This is a genomic window from Ornithinimicrobium pekingense DSM 21552, assembly GCF_000421185.1.
Lineage (GTDB): Bacteria > Actinomycetota > Actinomycetes > Actinomycetales > Dermatophilaceae > Ornithinicoccus > Ornithinicoccus pekingensis.
Genome location: NZ_ATWJ01000010.1, coordinates 1 through 23,687, shown reverse-complemented (window position 1 = coordinate 23,687; position 23,687 = coordinate 1). Strand labels below are relative to the sequence as shown.

Annotated in this window: 25 protein-coding genes; 8 read left to right on the top strand and 17 right to left on the bottom strand. The window is 71.5% G+C overall.

The genetic code is table 11. From position 1 onward, the window contains the following. Positions 1-125 precede the first annotated feature (125 nt). The 10 genes from ruvB to K330_RS0109650 all read right to left on the bottom strand — a co-directional run bounded on the left by ruvB (position 126) and on the right by K330_RS0109650 (position 8,311). Positions 126-1,205 carry a Holliday junction branch migration DNA helicase RuvB gene (gene ruvB, locus K330_RS20435; protein WP_084617426.1) on the bottom strand — a complete coding sequence of 360 codons (1,080 nt, stop codon included), beginning with the start codon at positions 1,203-1,205 and terminating at the stop codon, positions 126-128. Between the two features lie 68 nt (positions 1,206-1,273). Then, positions 1,274-1,882, bottom strand: coding sequence for a Holliday junction branch migration protein RuvA (ruvA, locus tag K330_RS0109690; RefSeq protein WP_022921636.1), 609 nt, complete (start codon positions 1,880-1,882; stop codon positions 1,274-1,276). Then, positions 1,879-2,562 (bottom strand): crossover junction endodeoxyribonuclease RuvC, encoded by a 684-nt coding sequence (gene ruvC, locus K330_RS20430; RefSeq protein ID WP_022921635.1) that lies wholly within the window; start codon positions 2,560-2,562, stop codon positions 1,879-1,881. Before ruvC ends, ruvA begins: the two co-directional genes overlap by 4 nt. A gap of 139 nt (positions 2,563-2,701) precedes the next feature. Next, complete coding sequence (locus K330_RS0109680; RefSeq protein ID WP_022921634.1) at positions 2,702-3,469, bottom strand: YebC/PmpR family DNA-binding transcriptional regulator; 768 nt, start codon at positions 3,467-3,469, stop codon at positions 2,702-2,704. Between the two features lie 104 nt (positions 3,470-3,573). Continuing rightward, on the bottom strand, positions 3,574-4,173 hold the full coding sequence (gene pdxT, locus K330_RS20425; protein WP_040658021.1) for a pyridoxal 5'-phosphate synthase glutaminase subunit PdxT: 600 nt from the start codon (positions 4,171-4,173) through the stop codon (positions 3,574-3,576). Positions 4,174-4,241: 68 nt separating this feature from the next. Continuing rightward, entirely contained in the window at positions 4,242-5,141 is a 900-nt protein-coding gene (pdxS, locus tag K330_RS0109670; RefSeq protein WP_022921632.1) for a pyridoxal 5'-phosphate synthase lyase subunit PdxS, read from the bottom strand. A 109-nt stretch (positions 5,142-5,250) separates the two neighbouring features. Next, on the bottom strand, positions 5,251-6,372 hold the full coding sequence (locus K330_RS20420; protein ID WP_022921631.1) for a glycosyltransferase family 4 protein: 1,122 nt from the start codon (positions 6,370-6,372) through the stop codon (positions 5,251-5,253). After that, complete coding sequence (locus tag K330_RS22710; RefSeq protein ID WP_022921630.1) at positions 6,369-7,142, bottom strand: LpxL/LpxP family acyltransferase; 774 nt, start codon at positions 7,140-7,142, stop codon at positions 6,369-6,371. Before K330_RS22710 ends, K330_RS20420 begins: the two co-directional genes overlap by 4 nt. Then, positions 7,139-7,747 (bottom strand): phosphatidylinositol phosphate synthase, encoded by a 609-nt coding sequence (gene pgsA, locus K330_RS0109655; protein ID WP_022921629.1) that lies wholly within the window; start codon positions 7,745-7,747, stop codon positions 7,139-7,141. Before pgsA ends, K330_RS22710 begins: the two co-directional genes overlap by 4 nt. A 6-nt stretch (positions 7,748-7,753) precedes the next feature. Then, on the bottom strand, positions 7,754-8,311 hold the full coding sequence (locus K330_RS0109650) for an HIT family protein (protein WP_022921628.1): 558 nt from the start codon (positions 8,309-8,311) through the stop codon (positions 7,754-7,756). A 65-nt stretch (positions 8,312-8,376) separates the two neighbouring features. Here K330_RS0109650 and K330_RS0109645 point away from each other — a divergent pair, with 65 nt between their 5' ends. Together K330_RS0109645 and K330_RS0109640 are read left to right on the top strand one after the other, a co-directional pair. Further along, complete coding sequence (locus K330_RS0109645; protein WP_022921627.1) at positions 8,377-8,862, top strand: nitroreductase family deazaflavin-dependent oxidoreductase; 486 nt, start codon at positions 8,377-8,379, stop codon at positions 8,860-8,862. A 60-nt stretch (positions 8,863-8,922) separates the two neighbouring features. Continuing rightward, positions 8,923-9,705, top strand: coding sequence for a hypothetical protein (locus tag K330_RS0109640; RefSeq protein WP_156875767.1), 783 nt, complete (start codon positions 8,923-8,925; stop codon positions 9,703-9,705). A gap of 19 nt (positions 9,706-9,724) precedes the next feature. On the opposite strand, the gene K330_RS0109635 is transcribed toward K330_RS0109640, so the two are convergent. After that, positions 9,725-10,207: a hypothetical protein gene (locus tag K330_RS0109635; RefSeq protein WP_022921625.1), complete on the bottom strand. Its 483-nt coding sequence runs from the start codon at positions 10,205-10,207 to the stop codon at positions 9,725-9,727. A 16-nt stretch (positions 10,208-10,223) separates the two neighbouring features. Continuing rightward, positions 10,224-12,209 (bottom strand): threonine--tRNA ligase, encoded by a 1,986-nt coding sequence (gene thrS, locus K330_RS0109630; protein ID WP_022921624.1) that lies wholly within the window; start codon positions 12,207-12,209, stop codon positions 10,224-10,226. Positions 12,210-12,298: 89 nt separating this feature from the next. Here thrS and K330_RS0109625 point away from each other — a divergent pair, with 89 nt between their 5' ends. Further along, positions 12,299-12,808 (top strand): NUDIX hydrolase, encoded by a 510-nt coding sequence (locus K330_RS0109625; protein ID WP_022921623.1) that lies wholly within the window; start codon positions 12,299-12,301, stop codon positions 12,806-12,808. Here K330_RS0109625 and K330_RS0109620 read toward each other — a convergent pair. Further along, a complete protein-coding gene (locus tag K330_RS0109620; protein ID WP_022921622.1) occupies positions 12,795-13,472 on the bottom strand; it encodes a hypothetical protein in 678 nt (225 codons plus the stop codon). The genes K330_RS0109625 and K330_RS0109620 overlap by 14 nt on opposite strands. 138 nt (positions 13,473-13,610) lie before the next feature. On the opposite strand from K330_RS0109620, the gene K330_RS0109615 reads away from it, so the two are divergent. Next, on the top strand, positions 13,611-14,162 hold the full coding sequence (locus tag K330_RS0109615; RefSeq protein ID WP_022921621.1) for a flavodoxin family protein: 552 nt from the start codon (positions 13,611-13,613) through the stop codon (positions 14,160-14,162). Between the two features lie 3 nt (positions 14,163-14,165). Here K330_RS0109615 and K330_RS20410 read toward each other — a convergent pair whose 3' ends face one another. Beyond that, positions 14,166-15,065, bottom strand: a complete 900-nt coding sequence (locus K330_RS20410; protein WP_022921620.1) for a LysR family transcriptional regulator — start codon at positions 15,063-15,065, stop codon at positions 14,166-14,168. A 79-nt stretch (positions 15,066-15,144) separates the two neighbouring features. Between K330_RS20410 and K330_RS0109605 the strand changes: the two genes are divergently transcribed. The 4 genes from K330_RS0109605 to K330_RS24675 all read left to right on the top strand — a co-directional run bounded on the left by K330_RS0109605 (position 15,145) and on the right by K330_RS24675 (position 19,216). Beyond that, positions 15,145-15,336, top strand: coding sequence for a hypothetical protein (locus K330_RS0109605; protein WP_022921619.1), 192 nt, complete (start codon positions 15,145-15,147; stop codon positions 15,334-15,336). Positions 15,337-15,673: 337 nt separating this feature from the next. Beyond that, on the top strand, positions 15,674-17,812 hold the full coding sequence (locus K330_RS0109600) for a DEAD/DEAH box helicase (RefSeq protein WP_022921618.1): 2,139 nt from the start codon (positions 15,674-15,676) through the stop codon (positions 17,810-17,812). Between the two features lie 345 nt (positions 17,813-18,157). Then, positions 18,158-18,820, top strand: a complete 663-nt coding sequence (locus tag K330_RS0109595) for a Type 1 glutamine amidotransferase-like domain-containing protein (RefSeq protein ID WP_029202514.1) — start codon at positions 18,158-18,160, stop codon at positions 18,818-18,820. A 108-nt stretch (positions 18,821-18,928) separates the two neighbouring features. Then, entirely contained in the window at positions 18,929-19,216 is a 288-nt protein-coding gene (locus tag K330_RS24675; protein ID WP_084617421.1) for a DUF3626 domain-containing protein, read from the top strand. A 792-nt stretch (positions 19,217-20,008) separates the two neighbouring features. On the opposite strand, the gene K330_RS23680 is transcribed toward K330_RS24675, so the two are convergent. The 3 genes from K330_RS23680 to K330_RS20395 form a co-directional block, all read right to left on the bottom strand. Next, positions 20,009-20,719 carry a hypothetical protein gene (locus K330_RS23680; protein WP_156875766.1) on the bottom strand — a complete coding sequence of 237 codons (711 nt, stop codon included), beginning with the start codon at positions 20,717-20,719 and terminating at the stop codon, positions 20,009-20,011. Between the two features lie 713 nt (positions 20,720-21,432). Further along, entirely contained in the window at positions 21,433-22,377 is a 945-nt protein-coding gene (locus tag K330_RS0109585; RefSeq protein ID WP_084617389.1) for a YwqG family protein, read from the bottom strand. Positions 22,378-22,443: 66 nt separating this feature from the next. Continuing rightward, the gene (locus K330_RS20395; RefSeq protein WP_156875635.1) at positions 22,444-23,241 is read right to left on the bottom strand and encodes a hypothetical protein; all 798 of its coding nucleotides are present in this window, start codon (positions 23,239-23,241) and stop codon (positions 22,444-22,446) included. Positions 23,242-23,687 lie beyond the last annotated feature (446 nt).

Sequence of the window (23,687 nt, the reverse complement as noted above, 5' to 3'; positions counted from 1 at the left end):
TCGTCTGGAATGTGGTGCCGCTGTTCAGGCACCGGCCCGCGCCGATCATGACGCAGGCACCGGAGGGAGTCTAGGTGAGCGCGGGGACGCCACCAAAGACCAGGTATGTCGTGTCCGTCGCCGCGCTAGGGCAGGTCGTCGTCCAGCGGCAGGGCCTCCTGCGCGTCGGCTCCCGCCAGCCGTCCGCCGCCGGAGGCTGCACCGGTGAAGGCGGCCGCGTCGCGTGGCGCCGCCAGGCCCAGGTGCTCCCACGCGGTGGGGCTGGCCGCCCGCCCGCGCGGGGTGCGGACCATGAAGCCCTCCCGGACGAGGTAGGGCTCGGCGACCGTCTCGACGGTGTCGGGCTCCTCACCCACCGCCACCGCCAGCGTCGAGAGCCCGACCGGCCCACCGCCGAAGCGGGTGCACAGGGCCTCCAGGACCGCGCGGTCGAGCCTGTCCAGGCCCAGGGCGTCGACGTCGAAGAGCTCCAGGGCCGCCCGGGCCGCGGCCTCGTCGACCCGCCCCTGGCCGTGCACCTGGGCCCAGTCGCGCACGCGGCGCAGCAGGCGGTTGGCGATCCGGGGCGTCCCGCGGGAGCGTGAGGCGATCTGGGTGATGCCGGCCTCGTCGGCCTCGATGCCCAGCAGCTCGGCGTTGCGCGTGAGGATGGTGACCAGGTCGGCGGCGGCGTAGAAGTCGAGGTGCCCGGTGAAGCCGAAGCGGTCCCGCAGGGGCGCCGGCAGCAGCCCCGCGCGCGTCGTCGCACCGACGACCGTGAAGGGGGGCAGCTCCAGGGGGATCGCGGTGGCGCCCGGGCCCTTGCCGACGATGACGTCGACGCGGAAGTCCTCCATCGCCAGGTAGAGCATCTCCTCGGCGGGCCGGGACATCCGGTGGATCTCGTCGAGGAAGAGCACCTCACCCTCCACGAGCGAGGACAGCACCGCCGCCAGGTCTCCGGCGTGCTGGATGGCCGGGCCGCTGGTGATGCGGATCGGCTGCTCCAGCTCGCCGGCGATGATCATCGCCAGGGTCGTCTTGCCCAGGCCGGGCGGCCCGGAGAGCAGCACGTGGTCGGGCGGGGCCTGCCGGCGGCGGGCCGCCTCCAGGACGAGGCCGAGCTGGTCGCGCACCCGCTGCTGGCCGGGGAAGTCGTCCAGCCGACGGGGGCGCAGGGCCGCCTCGACGCGTCGTTCGTCGTCGGTGGAGCCCGGGTCGAGCATGCGGCCGACACCAGGGTCCTCCCCCGCTCCGAAGTCGACCTCGCGGGACCCGTCGTCGAAGGCCTGCGTCACCGGCCCAGCTCCCGGAGGGCGGCCCGGAGGATGTCGGAGACACCGGCCGGCGCGTCCTGGGCCCCGGTGACCCTCGTGACCGCGTCGGAAGCCTGCTTCGCCGACCAGCCCAGGCCCTCGAGGGCCTCCCGGACCTGGCCGAGGACCCCGTCGTCGACCGCCGCGCCGCCGGGCTGCACGGACAGGTCGGCCGGGTCGACGCCGACGGCGAGGATCTTGTCCTTAAGCTCCAGGACCAGCCGCTCGGCGGACTTGCGCCCGATCCCGGGCACCTTCGTCAGGGCGGCCAGGTCGCCCTGAGCGATCGCCCGCCGGACCGTGTCGGGAGCGTGGACCGAGAGCATCGCCAGTGCCAGCCGGGGCCCGACGCCGGAGACGGTCTGCACCTGCTCGAACAGCGCCTTGGCGTCCGCCCCGCGGAAGCCGTAGAGGGTCAGCGACTCCTCCCGCACCACCAGGCTGGTCTCCAGGGTGGCCTCCTGCCCGGTCCGGCACTCGGCGGCCGTGCCGGGGGTGGTGTGCACGAGCAGCCCGATGCCGCCGACCTCGACGACGACGTGGTCAAGGCCGACGTGGCGGACCGGACCGCGCACCGAAGCAATCACTGGGAGGTTCCTCCTGAGGGTGTGGTCGGGCGGGCGGCGCCGGCCCGGACGCCGGCGGCGCCGGACCTGGCGGCCGCGGAGCGTGCCGCGGTGCGGTGCTGGGCGTGCAGCTGGGCGAGCCGGTTGGGCGCGGCCTCCCGGGCCCGGCGCTCCGCCTGCTGGATGAGGTTGGCGCTGCCCCCTCCCGCGGCCGCGAGGCGGTCGTCGGCGCCGCTGCGCCACAGGTGGCAGATCGCCAGGGCGAGGGCGTCCGCGGCGTCGGCCGGCCGGGGCGCGACGTCCAGGGCCAGGATCCGCGTGACCATGCTGGTCACCTGCGCCTTGTCCGCGCGGCCGTTGCCGGTCACCGCCGCCTTGACCTCCGAGGGGGTGTGCAGCCCCAGCGCCAGCCCGAGCCGGGCGGCGGCGAGCATCGGGATGGCGGAGGCCTGGGCGGTGCCCATGATCCCCTTGATGTTGGCCTTGGCGAACACCCGCTCGACCGCGATCGCCTCCGGCTGCCAGTCGGAAAGCCACTGGTCGATCTCGGTCTGCACCGACAGCAGACGCTCCTGCGGGTCGTCGGTCGCGGGGGTTCGCACCACCCCGACCGCGACCATGCGCAGCCGGCGTCCCGGCAGGCCCTCCACCACACCCAGGCCGCACCGGGTCAGGCCGGGGTCGACGCCGAGCACGCGCACGCGGGCCTCCTCCGGTATGCCGTCCTCCGCGCGCTCCTCGCGGCGCCGCGCGGCGGTGTGTGGACAGGTGTTCGGAGTCCTACGCTACCCCGGGACCGCGGACGCACCGGCCTGCGACACGCCCCGCCGGGGCGGACGCTCAGTCCGCCTCGACCTCCTGCAGGACCGCGTCCGGGATGTCGGCGTTGGTGTAGACGTTCTGCACGTCGTCGCAGTCCTCCAGGGCGTCGACGACCTTCATCACCTTGCGGGCACCGTCGGCGTCGACCGTGACCTCCATCGTGGGCACGAAGGTGACCTCGGCGGAGTCGTAGTCGACCCCCGCGTCCTGCAGGGCCGTGCGCACGGCGACGACGTCGCCGGCCTCGCTGAGCACCTCGAAGGCGTCGTCCAGGTCCTGGACGTCCTCGGCACCGGCCTCGAGCACGATCTCCAGCAGCCCGTCCTCGGTCAGCTCGCCCGACTCCTGCTCCTTGGGCACCACGACCTGCCCCTTGCGGTTGAACAGGTAGGCCACCGACCCGCTGTCGGCCATCGAGCCTCCGTTGCGCGTCAGGGCGGTGCGGACCTCCATGACAGCACGGTTCTTGTTGTCGGTCAGGCACTCGATGTAGAGCGCGACGCCACCCGACGCGTAGCCCTCGTAGGTCAGGGCCTCGTAGGCCGCCCCACCGGCCTCGGCGCCGGAGCCGCGCTTGACCGCACGGTCGATGTTGTCGTTGGGGACCGAGGACTTCTTGGCCTTCTGGATCGCGTCGAAGAGGGTGGGGTTGCCGGCCGGGTCACCACCACCCGTGCGGGCCGCGACCTCGATGTTCTTGATCAGCTTGGCGAAGAGCTTGCCGCGCTTCGCGTCGATGACCGCCTTCTTGTGCTTGGTCGTCGCCCACTTGGAGTGACCCGACATCAGCTCTCACCCACCTACCTCGACCGGACCTGAACGGCCTCCGACTCTACCCGTGAGCCCACGGACCACCGAATCCCGTTTCCCGTCCTCGCGCTGCGGGACGCTCAGCGCGCGTCGGCCACCCGTGCCGCCGCGCACATCCGGACGAAGAGCTCGTGCACGCGGTGGTCGTCGGTGACCTCCGGGTGGAAGGACGTCGCGAGCAGGTTGCCCTGCCGCACGGCGACCACCGCGTCGTCGACGCGGGCGAGGACCTCGACGCCGGGCCCGTGGTCCTCGACGCGCGGGGCACGGATGAAGACGGCCCGGAAGGTGCGGCCCTCGTCCTCGACCCCCTCGACGTGCAGGTCGGACTCGAAGGAGTCGACCTGGCGCCCGAAGGCGTTGCGGCGGACCGTCATGTCGATGCCGCCGAAGGTCTGCTGCTCGGCGTGACCGTCCAGGATCCGGTCGGCCAGCTGGATCATGCCGGCGCAGGACCCGAACACCGGCAGCCCGTCGGCGATCCGGGCGCGCAGCGGCTCGTGCAGGCCGAAGAGCCGGCTGAGCCGGTCGATGGTGGTCGACTCACCGCCGGGGACGACCAGTCCGTCCAGGTCCGTGAGCTCGGCCGGGCGCCGCACCGTCCGGGTGCGGGCCCCGGCCAGCTCGAGGGCGGCCAGATGCTCGCGGACGTCACCCTGGACGGCGAGGACGCCGACCAGCGGGCGCTCGCCCCGGGCTTCTGGTGCGCCCGGCGCGGTGGTGCGCGCCCGCTCGTCGGTCGCCGTGGTCACCAGCCGCGCTCGGCGAGGCGGTGCGGGACGGGGATGTCGTCGACGTTGATGCCGACCATCGCCTCGCCCAGGCCGCGGGAGACCTGCGCCAGGGTGTCGGGGTCGTCGTAGAAGGTGGTGGCCTTCACGATCGCGGCGGCCCGCTCAGCGGGGTTGCCCGACTTGAAGATGCCCGAGCCGACGAACACACCCTCGGCGCCGAGCTGCATCATCATGGCCGCGTCCGCGGGGGTCGCGATGCCGCCGGCGGTGAAGAGCACGACCGGCAGCCGGCCCGCGCCGGCGACCTCCTTGACCAGCTCGTAGGGGGCCTGCAGCTCCTTGGCCGCGACGTACAGCTCGTCCTCCGCCAGCCCCTGCAGCCGTCGGATCTCGGCCCGGATCGTCCGCATGTGGGTCACCGCGTTGGAGACGTCGCCGGTGCCGGCCTCGCCCTTGGAGCGGATCATCGCGGCGCCCTCGGTGATGCGGCGCAGCGCCTCGCCAAGGTTGGTCGCACCGCAGACGAAGGGCACGGTGAAGGCCCACTTGTCGATGTGGTTGGCGTAGTCGGCCGGGGTGAGGACCTCGGACTCGTCGACGTAGTCGACCCCGAGGCTCTGCAGCACCTGGGCCTCGACGAAGTGGCCGATCCGGGCCTTGGCCATGACGGGGATGGAGACGGCCTCGATGATGCCGTCGATCATGTCCGGGTCGCTCATCCGCGAGACGCCGCCCTGGGCCCGGATGTCCGCGGGCACCCGCTCCAGCGCCATGACGGCGACGGCGCCCGCGTCCTCGGCGATCTTCGCCTGGTCCGGGGTGACGACGTCCATGATGACGCCGCCCTTGAGCATGTCGGCCATGCCGCGCTTCACTCGCGTGGTGCCGGTGGTGTGCGTGGTGGGCTCGCTCATCGGTGCCTCTCGGGAGGTTCGGCCAGCGCGCCGCCGGGGCGCTGCTGGGACGGGTCGTGGTGGTGCCGTGTCCGGCCGGCCGCCCGTGCGCGGGCGGCGACGTACCAGTCTACGAGCCCGCCCTGCGTGCTCCGGACACGGAGCCGTCGTAGAGCTCCTCCCACCGGTCGACGACGACCGGCCAGTCGAACCGCTGCACCCTGCGGGCGCCCCGTCGGCGCAGGTCGGCGGCCAGGGCGGGGTCGGTCAGCACGGAGGCCACGGCCCGCGCCAGCGCGGAGGCGTCGCGGGGGGGCACGAGCAGCCCGGCGTCCCCGAGGACGTCGCGGAAGGCGAGCAGGTCGCTGGCGACCACGGGGGTGCCGGCCGCCATCGCCTCGGCGAGCACGATGCCGAAGCTCTCCCGTCCGGTGTGCGGGGCGACCAGCACGTCTGAGGTATGCAGCAGGGCCCGCTTCCCGGACTCGTCCACCTCGCCGACGTCGTCGGCTCCCGCGACGGTGACCCTGCCCGGCCCCGCCAGGACCACCCGCAGCCCCGGCACGAGCGCCCGCAGCTCGGGCAGGGCCTCGACGAGGACGGGCAGGCCCTTGCGCGGCTCGTCGCGGCGGCCGAGGAAGAGCACCGTCGGCCGGCGGTCACCCTGCGGCGCGTCGTGGGGGTCGCCTCCCTGTGCCTGAAGGGGGTCGGGCCGTCGGTAGGACCCGACGTCGAGGGCGTTCGGGACGATGACCGGGTCGAGGTGGTACTGCTCGTGGGCGACCCGCCAGGCCTGCCGGGAGACCGCGGAGGTGACGGCTAGAGGGCCGAGGACGCGTCGGACCAGCGGGCCGCCGGCACGGGCCGCCCGGCCCACGGGCCGGGAGGCGTGGAAGGTGGCCACGACGGGCAGGCCCGCCGCCCGTGCCCGCCGCACCGCCGTCACGGCCAGCCCCGGGGTGGCCGGCTCGTGGACGTGGACCACGTCCGGACGTGCACGCTCGAGCCACCGCTCCACCCGACGAGGCACGGAGGGGCCGACCGCCAGGTGGGCCACCGAGCCGTTCGCGCGCACGGCTCGGCTCGGCCCGGCGCTGACGACGTGGCCAGGTGCGGGCCCGGGCAGCTGGCCGGGGCCCAGCACGCTCACGTCGTAGCCCCGCTCCAGCAGGCCCTCGGCCAGGCCGAGGACCTGGGCCTGCACGCCGCCGGGGCGGCTGAGGTCGTAGGGACAGACCAGCCCGATCCTCATCCGGCGCCTCTCTCCAGGGGCGCGGTCAGGTGCCAGTCGCTGGTGTGCCGCCGGACGGACTCGCCGAGGACGTCGGCGCACTCCTGCATGAGGGCCGCGACCCGCTCCTCCCGCGATCCCGGGCCGCCGACGCAGGGCCGCCCGAAGGTCACCCGGTGCCGGGGCCCCCGACGCCCGCCCGTCACGACGCTCACCGGACGCAGCTCGGCGCCCGTGGCCAGCGCCAGCTCGGCCGGTCCCGCGGCGAGCGTCGTCCGCACCCCGGCCAGCTGGACCGGCACCCGCCGGTGGTGGACGCCGCGGTCGCTCAGGTCGCGGTCGGCCAGGAGCGCGACCGCTCCCCCGCCGCGGAGCACCTCGACCAACCGCCTGCCCGCCCCGCCGGTCGCCGGCACCACGTCGAGCCCCGCCGCGGCGCGGCCCCGGCTGGTGACCCGCGTCATCACGCGTCGCGGGGGCAGGACCTCGGCGACCGTCGCCAGCCCGCCCAGACGGTGCGCCGCCCAGGCGCCGGCGAGCTCCCAGTGACCCTGGTGGAGCAGGACGAAGACCTGGCCGCGCCCCTGCCGCATACCCTCGAGCACATCCTCGAGCCCCTTGGCGTGCACCATCGCGTCGACCTGCCGCCGGCTCAGGAACGGCAGGCTCGCGAGCCGGGCCCAGTAGGCGGCGTAGGACAGGGTGCCCCGGGCCGAGACGGCCAGGTGCGCCGCGCGGCCCAGCTCGGGCCGCACGGCTCCGTAGTTGCGGTGGAGCTGACGCAGGCTCACGCCGCCACAGCCTGTCGCCGCACCATCGCCATGCGCTGCACCACCGTCACCAGGGACGCCAGCAGCAGCAGGGCGAGCACGACCGTCAGCACCCAGGACGGCAGGAAGAGCCCGGTGAAGCCGGTGGTCACCAGCACGGCGACCAGGCGGTCGGCCCGCTCGGCGATGCCCCCCTCGCAGACCCAACCGCAGGCCTCGGCCCGTGCCTTGGCGTAGGACACCAGGAAGCCCGCGACCAGGCAGCCCAGCGCCAGCCACCCGTCGAGCGGGCGGTCGCCGTCGCCGAGGAACCACAGGACCAGCCCGCCGAAGACCGCGGCGTCGCCGAGGCGGTCCAGGGTGGAGTCGAGGTAGGCGCCCCACGGGCTCGACCGGCCCGCGATCCGCGCCATGGTCCCGTCGACCAGGTCGGCGAAGACGAAAGCGGTGATGAACAGGGTGCCCCACCACAGCTCGCCCTGCGGGTAGAACCAGAGGGCCCCCACGACGACACCGAGCGTGCCGACGGCCGTGACGACGTCCTGGTGGACGCCGAGGCGCAGGAGCAGGAGCGCCAGCGGCGTGAAGATGCGGGTGAACGCCCCCCGGGCGTAGCGGTTGAGCATCGTGGCTCAGTCCTGCGGCCAGGCCGCCAGCAGCTGCTGACGGGTGTCCTCGAGCAGCTGCGGCAGCGCCTTGGTCCGCCCGACGATCGGCAGGAAGTTGGCGTCGCCCTCCCAGCGCGGGACCACGTGCTGGTGCAGGTGGGCGGCGACCCCGGCCCCGGCCGCCTCCCCCTGGTTCATCCCGATGTTGAACCCCGCCGGTCCCCCGCTGGCGGCGCCGATCGCCCGGATCGAGCGCTTGGTCAGCTCGGTGAACTCGGTCGTCTCCGCCTCGGTGAGGTCGACGTAGAGCGGCACGTGACGGTAGGGGCAGACGAGCAGGTGCCCCGGGTTGTAGGGGAAGAGGTTGAGCACGACGTAGCAGTGCTCACCGCGGTGCACCACGAGAGAGTCCTCGTCGGGCAGGCCCGGTGCGGTGCAGAAGGGGCACCCGGAGCCCTGCTCGGCGGCCGGACGGTCCCCCTTGACGTAGACCATCCGGTGCGGTGTCCACAGCCGCTCGAAGCCGTCGGCGGCACCCGGCAGTCCCCGGGCCTCCGGCACCGTCGAGTCTGCGTCGCTCATGCCGGAATCCTACGCAGGTCGCTGATCAGGGGAAGAGCGACGCCCCGGCCGCTGTTGCACCCGCCATGGCCCTGTCTCCCGATCCCGTCCGTCCCTCCGCGCCGGACCTCCGGTCCGGCGCCCCCGAGAGCTTCATGCCCGAGCGCAGCGAATGGGTGGCGCGCCAGCTCGCCGCCGTCGACGCCGCCCGCGACACCTCCGTGGCCACCATCCAGGGGCGCCCCATCGTCGTCGTCACCATGCGCGGCGCCCGCACCGGGCTGCTGCGCCGGGTCCCGCTCATGCGGGTGGAGCACCGGGGCAGCTACCTCGCCGTGGCCAGCAAGGGCGGCGCGCCCGAGCACCCGGTGTGGTTCCACAACCTGCGCGCCCACGGTGACGTCCTGGTGCAGGACGGGACCGAGCAGCACGTGCGGCACGCCCGCCTGCTCGACCGGGGCCCGGAGCGCGACGCCTGGTGGGAGCGCGCCGTCGAGGCCTTCCCGCCCTACGCGGACTACCAGCGGAGCACCGAGCGGCTGATCCCGGTGTTCGTGCTCGAGCAGGCCTGACCCTCCCCGGCGGCCCGCGCGGCGACTACCCTGGGTAGTAGCCGAGGGAAGGTGACCGCCATGGGGTCGCACACCAGCGCCGCACGAACCGTCCGGTCTGCTCCGGACCCGGCTGCTCCCCGCGTCGGGCCGGCAGAGGTCGGGTATGACGTGGGGCTCTGGCGCGGGCTCGTCCGCACCGGGGCCTGGGCGGCCCTGGCCGGGGTGGCGCTGATCGTGGTCCAGGTGACCGTCTTCCTGGTGTGGCCGCCTCCGCGGACGGCCGCCGAGGCCTTCGAGGTCCTGGTCGGCCAGCCGCTCGTGGGCCTGCTCGGGCTGGACCTGCTCTACGTCGTGAGCAACCTGCTCACCTTCCTGCTCTACCTCGCCCTCGCCGTCGTCCTGTGGCGGGTCAGCCGGTCGGCGGTGGCGGTCGCGCTGGGGTTCGGCACCCTCGGGATGGCGGCCTACCTGGCCTCGCCCCGCTTCGTCGAGATGCTCCTGCTCGCCCGGGCGCACGCCGGGGCGGACCCGCAGGGGCAGGCCGCCCTGCTGGCGACGGGTGAGGGGATGCTGGCCACCTGGACCGGCACCGCCTTCGACGTCTACTACGTGCTCAACCTCGTCGCGCTCCTCGTGCTCGCGGTCCTGATGTACCGCAGCGACGTCTTCTCGCGTGCGACGTCGCTGTGGGGGCTCGCGGCCGCGGCCCTCATGGCGGTGCCCTCCAACGTCGGCACCGTCGGCGTCGTGCTCGCGGTCGCCTCGCTGGTGCCGTGGTCCGTCTTCGCGGTCCTCGTCGGCAGGCGGCTGCTACGCCTCGTGCACCTGGCGGGTGCCGCCGCTGCCCCAGCTCCCGGGTGACCCGGGCAGGGCCTGTCCGTCAGGGACGGGTCGGCAGGCTCACGCGACGGTGACCGAGCACGTCGGCCCGAGCCGCGTCGAGCACGGGCCCGGGGAGGGTGACCTCATCGGAGACGTCGACGCTGGGATAGCCCTCGCGCCCGAACCAGGTCACCACGGCCCGCACCAGGGCCAGGGTGACCGGCTCGGGCCCGGGCGCGCCGAGGGCCTCGACCGCCACGAGCACGGGCAGGGGCCGCCCGACGTGGGGCAGGACCGGGACCCGGCACACCGCCAGCCCGACGTGCCGCTCGTCGCACTCGGCGACCCACGCCGGCAGGTCCTCGCAGCGGGAGCGCCACGCTGCGCCCAGCGCCTGGACGTGGTTGCCCGAGCCTGCCGCGGCCGGGTCGACGCCGCGCCGGCGCAGCGCCTGCAGGTGCAGGGCGCCCAGGAGGAACGCCTCGTCCTCGCCCAGCCGGCGCACCCGCACGCGGGCGCTCTCCTCCCCCAGCGACGCCATACCCGGCCAGGTCCCCTCAGACCTGGATCCTGCCGCGGACGGCCGCCACGATCTCGGCCACCGCGTCCGCGACCGGCACGCCGTTCTTCTGCGACCCGTCGCGGTAGCGGAAGGACACCGCGCCCGCGTCACGGTCCTCGCCGCCGGCGATGAGGATGAAGGGCACCTTGCTCTTGCTGGCGTTGCGGATCTTCTTGGGGAAGCGGTCGTCGGAGAGGTCCAGCTCGACCCGTACCCCGGCCTCGAGCAGCCGGCCGGCGACGTCGCGCAGGTAGTCGTCGAAGTCCTCGGCGACGGGGACGCCCAGCACCTGCACGGGGGCCAGCCACGGCGGGAACATGCCGGCGTAGTGCTCGGTGAGCACGCCGATGAACCGCTCGATCGAACCGAACTTGGCCGAGTGGATCATCACCGGCTGCTGGCGGGAGCCGTCCGCGGCGGAGTACTCCAGGCCGAAGCGCTCGGGCTGGTTGAAGTCGTACTGGATGGTCGACATCTGCCAGGTCCGGCCGATGGCGTCCCGTGCCTGGACCGAGATCTTCGGGCCGTAGTAGGCCGCCCCACCGGGGTCGGCCACCAGCTCCAGCCCCGACTCGCGGGCCACCTCCTCCAGCACGGCCGTGGCCTCGGCCCACTGCTCGTCGGAGCCGATGAACTTGTCCTTCTTCTCGCCGCTCTCGTCGCGGGTCGACAGCTCCAGGTAGTAGTCGTCGAGGCCGAAGTCGCGCAGCAGCCCCAGCACGAAGTCCAGGAGGTGGCGGATCTCCCCGGGCGCCTGCTCCTTGGTCACGTAGGAGTGGCTGTCGTCCTGGGTGATCATGCGCACCCGGGTCAGGCCCTGCAGCACACCGGACTTCTCGTTGCGGTAGACGGTGCCGAACTCGAAGTAGCGCAGCGGGAGCTCGCGGTAGGACCGCTGCTGGGAGCGGTAGATGAGGTTGTGCATCGGGCAGTTCATCGCCTTGATGCGGTAGGCCTGCCCGTCGTCGTCGAGCTCGGGCATCATCCCGTCGGCGTAGTAGGGCAGGTGGCCGGAGGTGTGGAAGAGCCCCTCCTTGGACAGGTGCGGGGTGGTGACGTAGGAGAAGCCCGCGTCGACGTGCCGCTGCCAGACGTAGTCCTCCATCGTGCGCCGCAAGATCGCACCCTTGGGGTGGAACACCGGCAGGCCGGGCCCGACCTCCTCGGGGAAGGAGAAGAGGTCCATCTCCGCCCCGAGCCGGCGGTGGTCGCGGCGCTCCGCCTCGGCCAGCCGCTCCAGGTAGGCCTTGAGGTCGTCCTTGGACGCCCAGGCCGTGCCGTAGATGCGCTGGAGCTGAGGGTTCTTCTCCGACCCGCGCCAGTAGGCGGCGGCGCTGCGCATGAGCTTGAAGCCGTTGGCGATCAGCTTGGTGGTCGGCACGTGCGGGCCCCGGCACAGGTCGCCCCAGACGACCTGACCGGTGCGGTCGAGGTTGTCGTAGATCGTCAGCTGGGCCCCGCCGACCTCGACGGCGGCGCCCTCGGCCGCCTCGTCCGCGGACCCGCCCTTGAGCCCGATGAGCTCGAGCTTGTAGGGCTCCCCGGCCAGCTCGCGCCGGGCCTCGTCGTCGGAGACCTCGCGCCGGGCGAAGGTCTGACCGCTGTTGACGATCTTCTGCATCGACCGCTCGAGGGCCTTGAGGTCGTCGGGGGTGAACGGCTCGGCCACGTCGAAGTCGTAGTAGAACCCGTCGCGGATCGGCGGGCCGATGCCCAGCCTGGCCTCGGGGAAGGTCTGCTGCACCGCCTGGGCGAGGACGTGCGCGCACGAGTGGCGCAGCACCGCCAGGCCCTCGTCCTCGGTGACCAGCACCGGCTCGACGACGTCGCCGTCCTGGAGCTCGTGCGCCAGGTCCCGCAGCTCACCGCCGACCCGGGCGACGACGACCTGGCGGTCGTCGTCGAAGAGGTCACCAGCGGTCGTGCCCTGGTCTACCGCTCGCTCGCTGCCTGCGACACTGACGGTGATCTGGCTGGGCACGGATGCGCTCCTCGGTGGCTGTGCGGTCGGTGTGCCGCCCAACCCTACCGCCAGCACCACGGCGGACCAGCACGGTTATCGTCGCCCGCGTGGGACACGTCGAGGACAGGGAGCCGCCGGACGGCATCACCAAGCACTTCACGGTGGCGACCTTCGTGGTGCACCGCGGTCACGTGCTGCTGCACCCCCACCGCAAGCTCGGGCTGTGGCTGCCGCCGGGCGGGCACATCGAGCCGCACGAGCTGCCCGACGACGCCGCCCGCCGAGAGACGCTGGAGGAGACCGGGCTGGCGGTGCGCCTCGTGGGGGCACCGGGCATCGACCACGACGCTCCGGGGTCCCCCCTCCAGCTCCTGCGCCCCGAGGGCGTCCAGGTGGAGGACATCTCCCCCGGGCACCAGCACATCGACCTCATCTACTTCGCCGTCCCCGACGGCGTCGGCCCGGACGCGGACCTGCCCGTCCCCTCCGTCGACGAGGGTATGGAGTGGGTGGACGACGCGGGCCTGCTCACCCGGCCGGTCACCGAGGAGGTGCGGACGTGGGTGCGGCTGGCGTTGGCGGAGGTGCCCCGGCGGCTGGCGGCTAGGGCGTCCTGATCCGGCGCAGCTCGGGGTTGGGTCGCGAGCGCGCGTCCTCCCGTGCGGGTCCGGCCAGGTGGTCCAGCACCGCCCGGACCCTGCGCTCGTGCAGCTCGGCCTCGGCGGTGGCTCGAGCCTCCTCACGGATCTCGCGCGCCTGCTGCAGCCACCCGAGCAGCGCCTGGGCGTGCGGCTCGGCGGCGGTGACGATCTCCCCCACGCGGGCCACGACGCGTGGGTCGTCGGCGACCGGGCTGGTGCGGACCGGCGCGAGCCGCTCGTGCAGCACGCAGAGCTGGCGCAGGTGCAGCAGCCACTGCTCGTTGCGCATGAGGCCCTCGAGGTACCACGGGTAGATGCCCCCGTCGCCGAGGACGACCCCGGCCAGGAAGCTGCCCAGGTCGGCGAGCACCGTCTCGGGGCCGGTGAGCCCCGGGGCGCCCGGGGTCGGGGTGACCAGCGTCCGCGTCGGCTCGGCGACGGCCTGCCAGCGCGGCTCGGAGAGGCCGGCGAACCGCATACCGAAGGCGGCCTGGTTGATCCCACGGTGCAGGTGGATGCGCAGCCGCCCGTCCGAGGCCGGCTCCAGCCGGAGCAGGGTGACGCTGTCACGGGCGTCCTCGGGCAGCGGGAAACGGTAGTAGCTGCGCGCGTCCCGGCGCTCGGGGTGGTGCTCTCCCATGGTCCCACTATGGCGCGACCACGGTGTGCGTCATACCCCTGCGGCCGGGGTGACGCACCAGACACCCGCGAGGTGACCCAGGTCGCAGCGGCGCAGATCCGCTGGTGATGGGCTGGAGGGTGCACGAGGAGGTGCACCATGCCGACCACGCTCACGCAGACCCACTCCCGGCCGCACACCCTGCCAGGGCGCGACCTTCCCACGGTGCTCGTCGTGTACGAGTCCGCCTGGGGCAACACCCGCCAGATCGCGGAGGCGATCGGTGACGGCTTCGGCGCGGGGGCGACCTCGACGGTCGTGCCCGTCGCCTCGGCCCCGCCCCTGGACCAGGTGCACGCAGACCTGCTGGTCGTCGGTGCACCCACTCACGCCTTCGGCCTGAGCCGGCCGGGCACCCGTGAGGACGCGCACGAGCGCGGTGGCGCCGAGCTGGGCACCGGCGTCCGCGAATGGCTGGATGCCGGGACGGTCGCGAGCGGGCGCCTCGCCGCGACCTTCGACACCCACGTGCGCCACCCCAACCTCCCCGGCACCGCCAGCCGCGCCGCCGCTCGCAAGCTGCGGCACCTGGGCTACGAGATCGTCGTCGAGCCGGAGATGTTCTGGGTCGACGGGATGGAGGGTCCGCTGCTCGTCGGGGAGGTGGAGCGCGCCCGCGCCTGGGGCGCCGAGCTCGCCCGGCGCGTCTGAGCCTCAGCGCCGGCTGCCTGTCCCCACCTCGCCCACGGCGTGGTCGAGGAGGAGCCGGGCCGAGGGCAGCATCGGCTGCTCCGTCGACCAGGCGATGCCGACGTCTCGGTAGGCGCCGGGGTTGCGCAGTGCCAGCAGCCGCAGGCCCTCGTGGGTGGGCACCCAGGCGTCCGGGACCGGGAGCACGGCCACCCCGAGCCCGGCTGCGACGAAGGCCCTCGTGGTGGGCAGGTCCTCGCAGGCCAACCCCACCCGCGGGGTGAACCCGGCGCGCCGGCACAGGTCCTGGGTGGCCTCCCACAGGTGTGACATCGGGTGGGACGCGACGAAGACCTGGTCGGCAGCCTCGGCCAGGTCGACCTCAGACCGGCCCGCCCACGGGTGCTCGGGCCCGACCGCCAGCAGGAGGGTCTCGCGGACGAGCACGGTCCACCGGACGGTCTGGTCCTGGGGCGGGCGGGTCGTCAGCTCCAGCTCGACACCGGTGCGCCCGCCCACCGCCGGGTCCAGCTCGTTGTCGTGCTTGGAGGTGAGCTCCACCTCGACACCGGGGTGCGCCCGGGTGAACGAGCGCACCAGGCCTGGCACGAGCCAGGTCCCGAGCGAGGGCTGGAACGCGAGGCTGACGGTCCCCGACTCGGGGTCCAGGAGCTGCTGGACAGCGGCGAACCCGTCGTCCAGGGCATGAACCGCCACGTCGACGTGCCGCTTGAAGTCCAGACCGGCCCGTGTCAGGCGCAGGGTGCGGCCCGAGCGGCGCAGCAGGGGTGTGCCGACCTCGACCTCGAGCCTGCTGAGCGCGCGCGAGAGGCCGGACTGGCTGACCCCCTCGAGGTCGCTGACCTCGGTCAGGGTGTCGCCGTCGGCCACGTGCTGGAACCAGCGAAGGTGACGGAGATCCATCTATCTATGCTTCCAGAGCAAAGGTGATATGTCACCTGTTCATTGGACGCATAGTCTTGTCGTCGGCACACTGGAAGGCATGACGACGACCCAGAACCCCCAGCCCACCTCCCATGACCAGCACGCGCTCGCCATGGTGCCGGTCGTCCTGGGTGGCCCGTCGCTGCGTCGCCCCGGCCGGTCGCGCCGCACCCGCCCGCACCGCGCGGTCTCCCCCGGCAGCCCGGTCTCGCAGGTCCCGGACCAGGCTCGTCTCAGCATCCCGCGCTGAGTCGACCCTCGAGCACCGGTCTCAACGCGTCACCGACGCGCCTCCCCGGACCTGCTCCTCGGCGAAGGCCCCGCCCGCGCGCTCTCGGCGCGGCCACGCCACGTGACGTGCCGGAGCGTGGCCGTGGCGCGTGCCGCCTCCGGGAGGCGGTAGGCTGGGAGGCGTCAGGTGGCTGAACACGTCCGTCGCGTCGATCTCGTGAAGATCCGCTGGACCAGTTCGCGGCCCACGTCGACGTCCCAGCCGAGGCTGTGCAGACGGCCTCGCCCCACCGCGGGGCGCGGTGGGGGCTCGGTGCAGGCACCGCGCATGGCCGACCGCTTTCGAGGAGGATTCTGTGGCTCGAGGAGCCCAACGCCACAACGGCTCACGCACGCGCGCCCGCCGCCGGCCCCGCCACGACAACGACGGCATCATCCCGGTGCTGGCCAGGGTCGTGCGCGAGGTCGAGTCCGCGGTGCAGCGCGGCCGCGCCCAGCCGTCGACCAGGACCAAGTTCCAGGTGGTGGGGCTCCTCGTGCGCGAGGAGCGAGCCCGCGTGATGGGCGACGAATCCAGGCCTGGTCCCAACCGCGCGGAGGAGCTGAAGCGCCTCGACGGCATCGCCACGATCCTGGCGACCACCGCGGCGCGCGACACCTCCTTGCTCGGCCTGCTCGCCGACGACGCCGTCGTCTCCGACCGCGCCCGGTCCCTGCGGCGTGAGCTGCTCGAGGCTGCCGGCATCGAGGTCCCGCACGAGCCCGCTGAGCCGGTGGAGCCTCCCGAGCAGGTGCAGCCCACGGCGGCCGAGCAGCGTCGGGTGGTGCCTCGGTCGGTGGTCTCCCGCCAGCTCGCCAACCCCTTCCTCCCCCCGGACTACTCGGCCGCCGCCCGGCAGGCCGTCAAGCCGCGCCGCCTCGTCGGCTGGGAGCTCATCGAGCCGCTGCTGAGGTCCTTCGAGGACGGCGGCGCGATGTCGTGCATGGACCTGCCGCACCCGGGCTCGACCGGCACGACCGGAGGGCCTGACCTCATGCCGCACCAGGCGAGACTGGTCGCGGCGGCAGCCGCCGGGCACCGGACGTTCCTGCTCGCCGACGAGCCCGGCCTGGGCAAGACCGCCCAGGCGCTGCTGGCTGCCGAGGCTGCTGACGCCTACCCGCTGCTCGTCGTGGTGCCGAACGTCGTGAAGATGAACTGGGCACGCGAGGCCGCCCTGTGGACGCCCAACCATCCGGCGACAGTCGTGCACGGCGACGGCGACACGATCGACGGTTTCGCGGACATCATCATCGTCAACTACGAGGTCCTCGACCGGCACGTGGGCTGGCTCGGCGAGCTGGGCCTGCGAGGCATGGTGGTCGACGAGGCGCACTACATCAAGAACCCCCGGTCCCAGCGGTCCCAGAACGTCCTGCACCTGTCCGAGCGCATCCGCTCGCGCAGGTCCGACGCGCTGCTCATGGCCCTGACGGGGACACCGCTGATCAACGACATCGAGGACTTCACCGCGATCTGGCGGTTCCTCGGCTGGATCGACGAGACCAAGCCGGTCGGGGAGCTGATGCTGGCCCTCGAGGAGAACGGCCTCACCCCGGCCGACCGAGGCTTCTCCCCCGCTGCCCGCGCCGCCGTCGTCGACCGGGGGATCGTGCGGAGGCGCAAGGTCGACGTCGCCGCCGACCTGCCCGCGCGGCGCGTGGCCGACGTCCCGGTCGAGATCGATGACGAGGCGGGCCGCTCCATCCGGGCGGCCGAGCAGAGCCTGGCCCGTCGCCTCGTCGCCCAGTACGACCGGGCGCTGGCGTCGCGGCCAGAGATCGTCACCGGCGAGGTCGACCACGCCCTCGTGCGCCAGGTGGCGGCCAGGGAACGGGCACGGAAGACGTCCAAGAAGTCCGACGAGAACGTGTTCTCCATGATGCGACGGATCGGTCAGGCCAAGGCCGGGCTCGCGGCCGACTATGCCGCCCAGCTCGCCCGCAGCGCGGGCAAGGTGGTGCTCTTCGCCAAGCACATCGATGTGATGGACACGGCCGAGGCGACCTTCGCCAAGCGAGGCATCCGCTACGCCTCCGTCCGCGGTGACCAGTCGGCATCGGTGCGGCAGCAGCAGATCGACGCCTTCACCCACGACCCCGACGTGGCCGTGATCGTGTGCTCCCTCACGGCTGCCGGCGTCGGCATCAACCTGCAGGTCGCCTCGAACATCGTCCTCGCCGAGCTGTCCTGGACCGACGCCGAGCAGACCCAGGCCATCGACCGCGTTCACCGCATCGGCCAGGACGAGCCGGTCACGGCCTGGCGGATCATCGCTGCGCAGACCCTCGACTCCCGGATCGCGGAGCTGATCGACAGCAAGGCCGGACTGGCCGCCCGAGCACTCGACGGTGCCGACGTAGACATCCAGGACTCCTCTGACGTGCAGCTCGAGGCTCTGGTGACGCTGCTCGAGGATGCGCTGGCGGAGCGGGTCGGCAGCTTCGCCTCCTGACGCCGCGCACGGCAGGCCACATCATCGGGTGTACGAGCTATCGGTGAGATTCGGCGGCCGGTGCACGACGTCTCGTGCGCTCGCCGTGGTTCGCTCCCGCGCGGCAATGGGCTGTGAGCCGGTCACGCGCTGAGGTGAGAGACGTCACCCATGTGCCCTCCGGGTCCGTCGTCGAGCGTCCGGCAAGGTCGTCGAGCCTGGCCCCGCACGAGTGGAGCAGAACTCACCGGAGCACAGCCAGAGCGTGGACATCCTTCACGACTCCGTCCGTGCCTACGATGAGTCACGGTGAGGGGCCCGGTCTACAGGGGCATCCACCTTCTGCGCGGCGACCTTGGAGGCACTGTGAAGCTGCTGCTGACATCGGGCGGTGTCACCAACGCGAGCATCCGCTCCAGCCTTGAGACCCTACTTGACCGGCCTGTCGCTCAGTGTCGTGCCCTCGTCATCCCGACGGCGCAATGGGGTCACCCGATGTGCGGTCCGACCTCCGTGCAGGGCCTCGTGGCTGCCGGTGACCGGTCGAAGCACCTTTCGGGCCTGGGCTGGGCGTCAGTAGGAGTCCTCGAGCTCACCGCGTTGAGCACCATCGACCCACAGCGCTGGGTCTCCTGGGTCCGGGAGGCCGACGTCCTCCTGGTCGATGGTGGGGACGCGACGTACCTGTGCCACTGGATGCGCGAGTCTGGCCTGGCCGCTCTGCTGCCATCGCTGCCCGACACGGTGTGGGTCGGAGTCAGTGCCGGCAGCATGGTGATGACGCCGCGCATCGGCAACCGCTTCGTGGAGTGGCCGTCGGCGTCGGACGACCGCACCCTCGGGGTGGTGGACTTCGCGATCTTCCCCCACCTGGACGCCTTCCCGACCAACACCTTGGCCCACGCGGAGCGCTGGGCAGCTGAGGTCGGGGTGCCCGCCTACGCCATCGACGAGGAGACGGCCATCAGAGTTGTCGACGGCGCCGTCGAGGTGGTCTCTGAGGGCACCTGGCAGAGGTTCGAAGCCTGACCATTGTCCAGCGCGGCTACCCAGGACATGAGCCCCTCGGGACGAGCCGCTGCCCGGCCGGCAGCCCGAGTGCACTGACGGTCCGCTCGACGAAACGCAGGTGAGGCGATCGCCCGGGACGGGCGCTACCGCAGCCAGTTCGAGACGGGAATCTCCAACGGGGGCCGGACGGCCCACGAGAGTGGCGACCGCTGGCGTTGGGAGTGCCGCCTCTTCGACCGACGCTACGACGGCGCCGCCCCCGGCCAGCCGCCCGTCTACGGTGCCCTGAACGTCGACGACGACCCTACGGCGGCTCCGTCCGGTTCGGGCCGGCATACCTCCGGCTGCGGGATGAGGTCTCCGGCAGGTGCACGTTCAGCTTCCTCGACTCCGTCTTCGAGCCCGACGCGGTGACCGGGACGGGCGCGGTCTGCCGCCCGGTCCGGCTGATGCGCTCCAGCGACGTGGCCCCTCGATAGGTATGTCGAAGCGCACGTCCACGGTCAGGTCGTCACCACCCCGCTACCTGCGGGCTGTCCTGCTCGACCCCTGCTACCGGGGCAGGGACATCGAGGACGCAGCCGAGCGGCTCAGCTGTGCCGTGAAGTGGCATCTCGGGTTCTCGACCCCGACCGCCTCGCTGGATCCGACCTACCGCGGTGCCGAGTTTGCGGGCCTCGCCGGCCCCTGGGACCGGAGCTCACACCCGACCTGAGGGGCCGGACGGCGCGTTCGGCGTGCGCCCGCCAGGCACTCAATCTGGCAGCGGCAAGGTCTAAGAGGCTGATCGCGGCCCGATCAGGATCGCGGGGCAGACCGCAACCTCGACGGTCGACTTGTCCAGGCGGTCGTGACAGACCGGATCCGCCGATGTCCGGATGCTTGGCTGCGGCCCCTGGCCGGTGGATACGCCGAGGACGGCTCGCGAGTCAGGCGCGCCGAGGAGTGGGTAGAAAGGGAAAGGGCTGCGAGTTTCCTCTCCGCTCAGGGCGATGCTCCATCGCCGCCGCCCCCGGCGAACCGCGCTTGCTCTTTCCCGCGCTGCTCATCGTTTTAACCACCCCGCGGCGGCTGCCTTGCTCTCGTCGCAAACTTCATCGGTGAGCCGTGGGCAGCACCCAGGTCTCACATGCCGACGCGACGAGCACGCGGCAACAAGGTCGATAGGCACCTTGCGCGGGCGAGTGGAAGGCCAGGGTATTCTTTCTACTCCGCACCCTCCCAGAGCGAGTCTCGTACCTTCGACAAGAGGGACTGCAACTCCTCATCAGGCTGCTCGCCACTACTAAGCGGATCGAACCGCGACCGGTAGTACGTTGGAGGTGAGTGGTGATCGGCCGAGACGCGAACTTCCCCCGTCAGCAATCCCTGCCCGTCTATCACCTGCAGGAGGAGGAAGGTGGCTCCCTCGACTGGTGCCACAGCGACCACTAGCGACTCTTCGAGTCGCCAAAAGCGCAGCCGTCGCATATTAGCCTCTTCACCATCGCACCCTAATGCTTCTTCGACCAGAGAAGTGTCGTCTAACGCGCCGTCTTCATTCTCGTCAAGGGGCGCCACGAGGGAGGGAGGAAGGTTAATCAAAGACGTGCACAGAGATGAAATCACCTGCCCGCGAGGCGTGGGCACCGGAGAGACAACCCACTGAGTTCCATCAGCGACAGATGAGATAACCTTAGCAATCAACTCGTCGTCACCTGAAGCGATGCCTGGTCTGATCGCCTCGATCACAATGCGGCCAAGAGAGTCAGTCCTAGCGTAAAAGCTGACCCCAATGCTCTCTTGGTCCGCGGCCTCCAAGAAGGTAAATCCGGATCGCATGCTGCCTACCAAGGTGAACAGGCGCCCACCCCAGGCAACACGATGAACAGTGACACCGTCATCGATTGAGTACGAGACCCTCGCCACCTCACCCACGCAGAATCCGCCCGTCAACGGCGAGAGTCGCGACCCGCTTCCCGAGATTACTGAACAGCTTCCAGTAAGCGCCACCGTGTCCCGAGTAGTCGCGCTGGATGAACCAAGACTGGCCACGCTGCTCGTGGATGCTTGCACCCTTCTTGACGGTGAACGCGGAAGTGTTGACGCGAGTCGAGGAGAGGAGAAGCCGTCCAGGAATCCCTCCACACTGAATCTCGTTCTCGACATCTCCCCCAAGCGCCGACGCTCCCGTGTCGGCCTGCTCCCACTCAACCGGAACAGACATCACGACGGGCGGACCGCCCGGGTCGTCGTGGCAACGCACGGGCACGCCGTGTGCCTGCGGGCTTACAGCCGCAAAGAGGAAAGCGCCAGTAGTAGTCGCGAGCAGAATGCGTCGAGCGCGCCTCAACATGTTGTAAAGAACCTCCTACCCCTCAAGCCTCATCCCCCTGTTGAAGACGAGAACTGCAGCAGAATGTAGCAGGCCGACAAGCATCAGCCAGCGTGGAACTTCACGGATCTGGGACCCAGGCGCTCCAGGTCTTCAACCTGCCAGGAGCCGGTCGTCGAGGCTGGCCGCGTGCAGGCCCGGCCTCTGAACGTCGTCGCCGTCAACGGCGGACGGAACTTTCTAGCACCGGGGCTGTCCATGCGCTAGTGCCGCCCTCCGCGATCTCAATGCCACGCCAAAAATCAGGTCTGCGTGCCTAGCTGCACTGCCAGGTGAAAGAGGTGCGCTCTGGGGTGATGCGCTCATCATGGCCTGCGTCGGTCATGTAGTAGAGCATTCCGCAGTCGCCCCACATCATCTCGGCGTCGTCGTCCGTGTCGATCTGCAGCAGCAGGTTCCATCGCAGCGCGGCGTCTTCGTCGGCAGTAGTTGACTCAATGACGGGTGTCCCACCGGCTGCCTCTACCGCCTCGAGCTCGACCGGGCCTTGGACAGGGTCTGCCCATCCGCCGAGTTGGTGACGTGGTCCGTCGGGGTAGAGGTCCGACAGGGCCTCGGTGAAGACGTCGCTATTCACCGGGTGCGACATCCACCGGCGGTGGTCAGCACCTGGTGGCCGGAACTCTTTGCGCAGCACCGGGTGCTCCCAGCCTGGGAACGTGAGGACCTGCTGTCCGGCCAGGTTGCGTTGACCGAATTCCAGCACTCCATCCGGGGGTACCGCTTCCGCTAGTGGCGCAGCATCGCCAGGGACGTGGATGACACGGGTTCCAGCGAGGCTGGCCGGGTCCCAGGAGCCGACGACGGAGTCGAAGTTGTCGTAGGAGCCGTCGAAGTAGAAGAAGTGCAGCCAGCCCGTGTCCGGCAGAGGCAGGCCATGTTCGAGTCCTGCCCTGGCGACCGCCTGCAGGTCAAGGCCTGCGATATAGCTGAGGGGTCCATGGCCTTCCCATACCGGCCAGCTGAAGTCTGCCGGCGCCAGCGGCCGTCCCCCGAGCCGCACGAGCGGGTCGTTTCCTTCACCGGCGGTGGTGAAGTGGATAGCCGGCCGTGTCAGGCCCAGCCACCGGTTGGCGATGTCTTCCTCCAGGTGTTGACGGGCGACACCGTCTACACACACAGCCCAATCCGCATCGTGAAGGACGGAGCCGTTCGCTTCCCTGCTGCTGTCAGCTCGCCAAAACCGGGTCCACCATGCCATGCGTGCATCCTCCTGCACCTCGGCCTTCTCGAGCCCGAAAGACGCGCGCTCATGCCGCAGGTGGCACTATGCGTTGTCGGTCTGGCTCCGGGTTTCGAGCGTCGTGGTCAGTTCCCGGATCGCTGCGACGATGGCGGGGGCGGTGTCGTGGTGAGTGGTGAGCCATGCCAGGACTGCTCGTGCGGCGTTGAGGTTGTCCGTGTAGCCGCGGATCATCTGGTGCAGCGGGAGACCTCCGGGTAGAGAGGCATTCTCGATGCGGCGGGTCGCCTCGAAGGGGTCCGGGTGGTCCAGCTCCGTGGCGGGGTCGAGCCGCACCAGCGCCAGGACGCGGTCGACGGCGTATACCTGGATGAACCGCATGGCGGCCAGGTGCTCACCCCGCAGCTCGCGGTGCAGACCGACGTAGAGGTTGGTCAGGGCCTCGTTGAGGTGGAAGTCCACGGTGTCCATCGCGGTGGCGGCCGGCAAGGCCGCCCCGAGGGCGAGCGGGTCCACCCGTCCACGTGACCAAACCACACGCGCCCCGGTGACCGGCAGGGCGGCGAGCTGCTCCGGGGTGAAGATCGCATACTCCAGGAACAGCCCGTCGGCCAGGAGCGCCTTTCTCCCGTTCGGGTCGTTGACGAAGCTGAAGGCGACCTGGCCACCGAAACCCTGAAGCCAGCTGGTGTCCTGCAGGTACCGGTCCTTGGTGTCAATGGTGTCGGTGATGAGGAAGAAGTCGATGTCGGAGTGGTCGTCGAACCGGTGCGTCTGGACCCCGGCCGAGCCCAGGCCCAGGACCGCCTGGACATGCGGGTCGGTGGCCACGTGCACGGCGAGGTCATCCAGCCGGAGCAGGTTGGGGTGCATGCCGTTCATCCTCCGAGCGGATCGGGACCGGTGCTCAGCTGTCAGACGCCGAGGCCAGGATCGGTGTGCGGACAGCCGTCGCGGGCGACCATTCGGCCTCGTGGCGGACACCGTGGGAACCCCGCCTGCACGCGCCCGGTGAACCGCTGCTCGCCGTCGACCGTGCTGTCCCGGTGAACAACTTCGGCACGGAGGTCACCCTCCGACCCGGATCCCCAACTCGACCAGGTGGCAAAGCCCGGGACACAGGTCGGAGAGGTACAGGAAGGAACCCTAGGGATCAGCGCCCAAGAGGGAACCACAAACGAAAAGGTGGAGGAAGATCGCGACATGTCTTCGTCCTTTCGCTGAAGGTCGACGTTTCTGCCCGCACGGGTCACACCCACCGAGGTCGCGACAACGCACAGGCTAGACCAAGAGGGACGCCCGGCGCACCCCTCGGGACGCCCTCATCT

Coding starts and splice junctions, on each gene's coding strand:
- K330_RS0109640 (WP_156875767.1), top strand. CDS start 8,923: ATGGGGTCGCACACCAGCGCCGCACGAACCGTCCGGTCTGCTCCGGAC.
- pdxS (WP_022921632.1), bottom strand. CDS start 5,141: ATGAGCGAGCCCACCACGCACACCACCGGCACCACGCGAGTGAAGCGC.
- K330_RS0109615 (WP_022921621.1), top strand. CDS start 13,611: ATGCCGACCACGCTCACGCAGACCCACTCCCGGCCGCACACCCTGCCA.
- K330_RS0109680 (WP_022921634.1), bottom strand. CDS start 3,469: ATGTCGGGTCACTCCAAGTGGGCGACGACCAAGCACAAGAAGGCGGTC.
- K330_RS0109585 (WP_084617389.1), bottom strand. CDS start 22,377: ATGGCATGGTGGACCCGGTTTTGGCGAGCTGACAGCAGCAGGGAAGCG.
- K330_RS0109620 (WP_022921622.1), bottom strand. CDS start 13,472: ATGGGAGAGCACCACCCCGAGCGCCGGGACGCGCGCAGCTACTACCGT.
- K330_RS20420 (WP_022921631.1), bottom strand. CDS start 6,372: ATGAGGATCGGGCTGGTCTGTCCCTACGACCTCAGCCGCCCCGGCGGC.
- pgsA (WP_022921629.1), bottom strand. CDS start 7,747: ATGCTCAACCGCTACGCCCGGGGGGCGTTCACCCGCATCTTCACGCCG.
- ruvB (WP_084617426.1), bottom strand. CDS start 1,205: ATGCTCGACCCGGGCTCCACCGACGACGAACGACGCGTCGAGGCGGCC.
- K330_RS0109645 (WP_022921627.1), top strand. CDS start 8,377: ATGGCCCTGTCTCCCGATCCCGTCCGTCCCTCCGCGCCGGACCTCCGG.
- K330_RS20410 (WP_022921620.1), bottom strand. CDS start 15,065: ATGGATCTCCGTCACCTTCGCTGGTTCCAGCACGTGGCCGACGGCGAC.
- K330_RS0109650 (WP_022921628.1), bottom strand. CDS start 8,311: ATGAGCGACGCAGACTCGACGGTGCCGGAGGCCCGGGGACTGCCGGGT.
- K330_RS0109635 (WP_022921625.1), bottom strand. CDS start 10,207: ATGGCGTCGCTGGGGGAGGAGAGCGCCCGCGTGCGGGTGCGCCGGCTG.
- K330_RS20395 (WP_156875635.1), bottom strand. CDS start 23,241: ATGAACGGCATGCACCCCAACCTGCTCCGGCTGGATGACCTCGCCGTG.
- K330_RS0109605 (WP_022921619.1), top strand. CDS start 15,145: ATGACGACGACCCAGAACCCCCAGCCCACCTCCCATGACCAGCACGCG.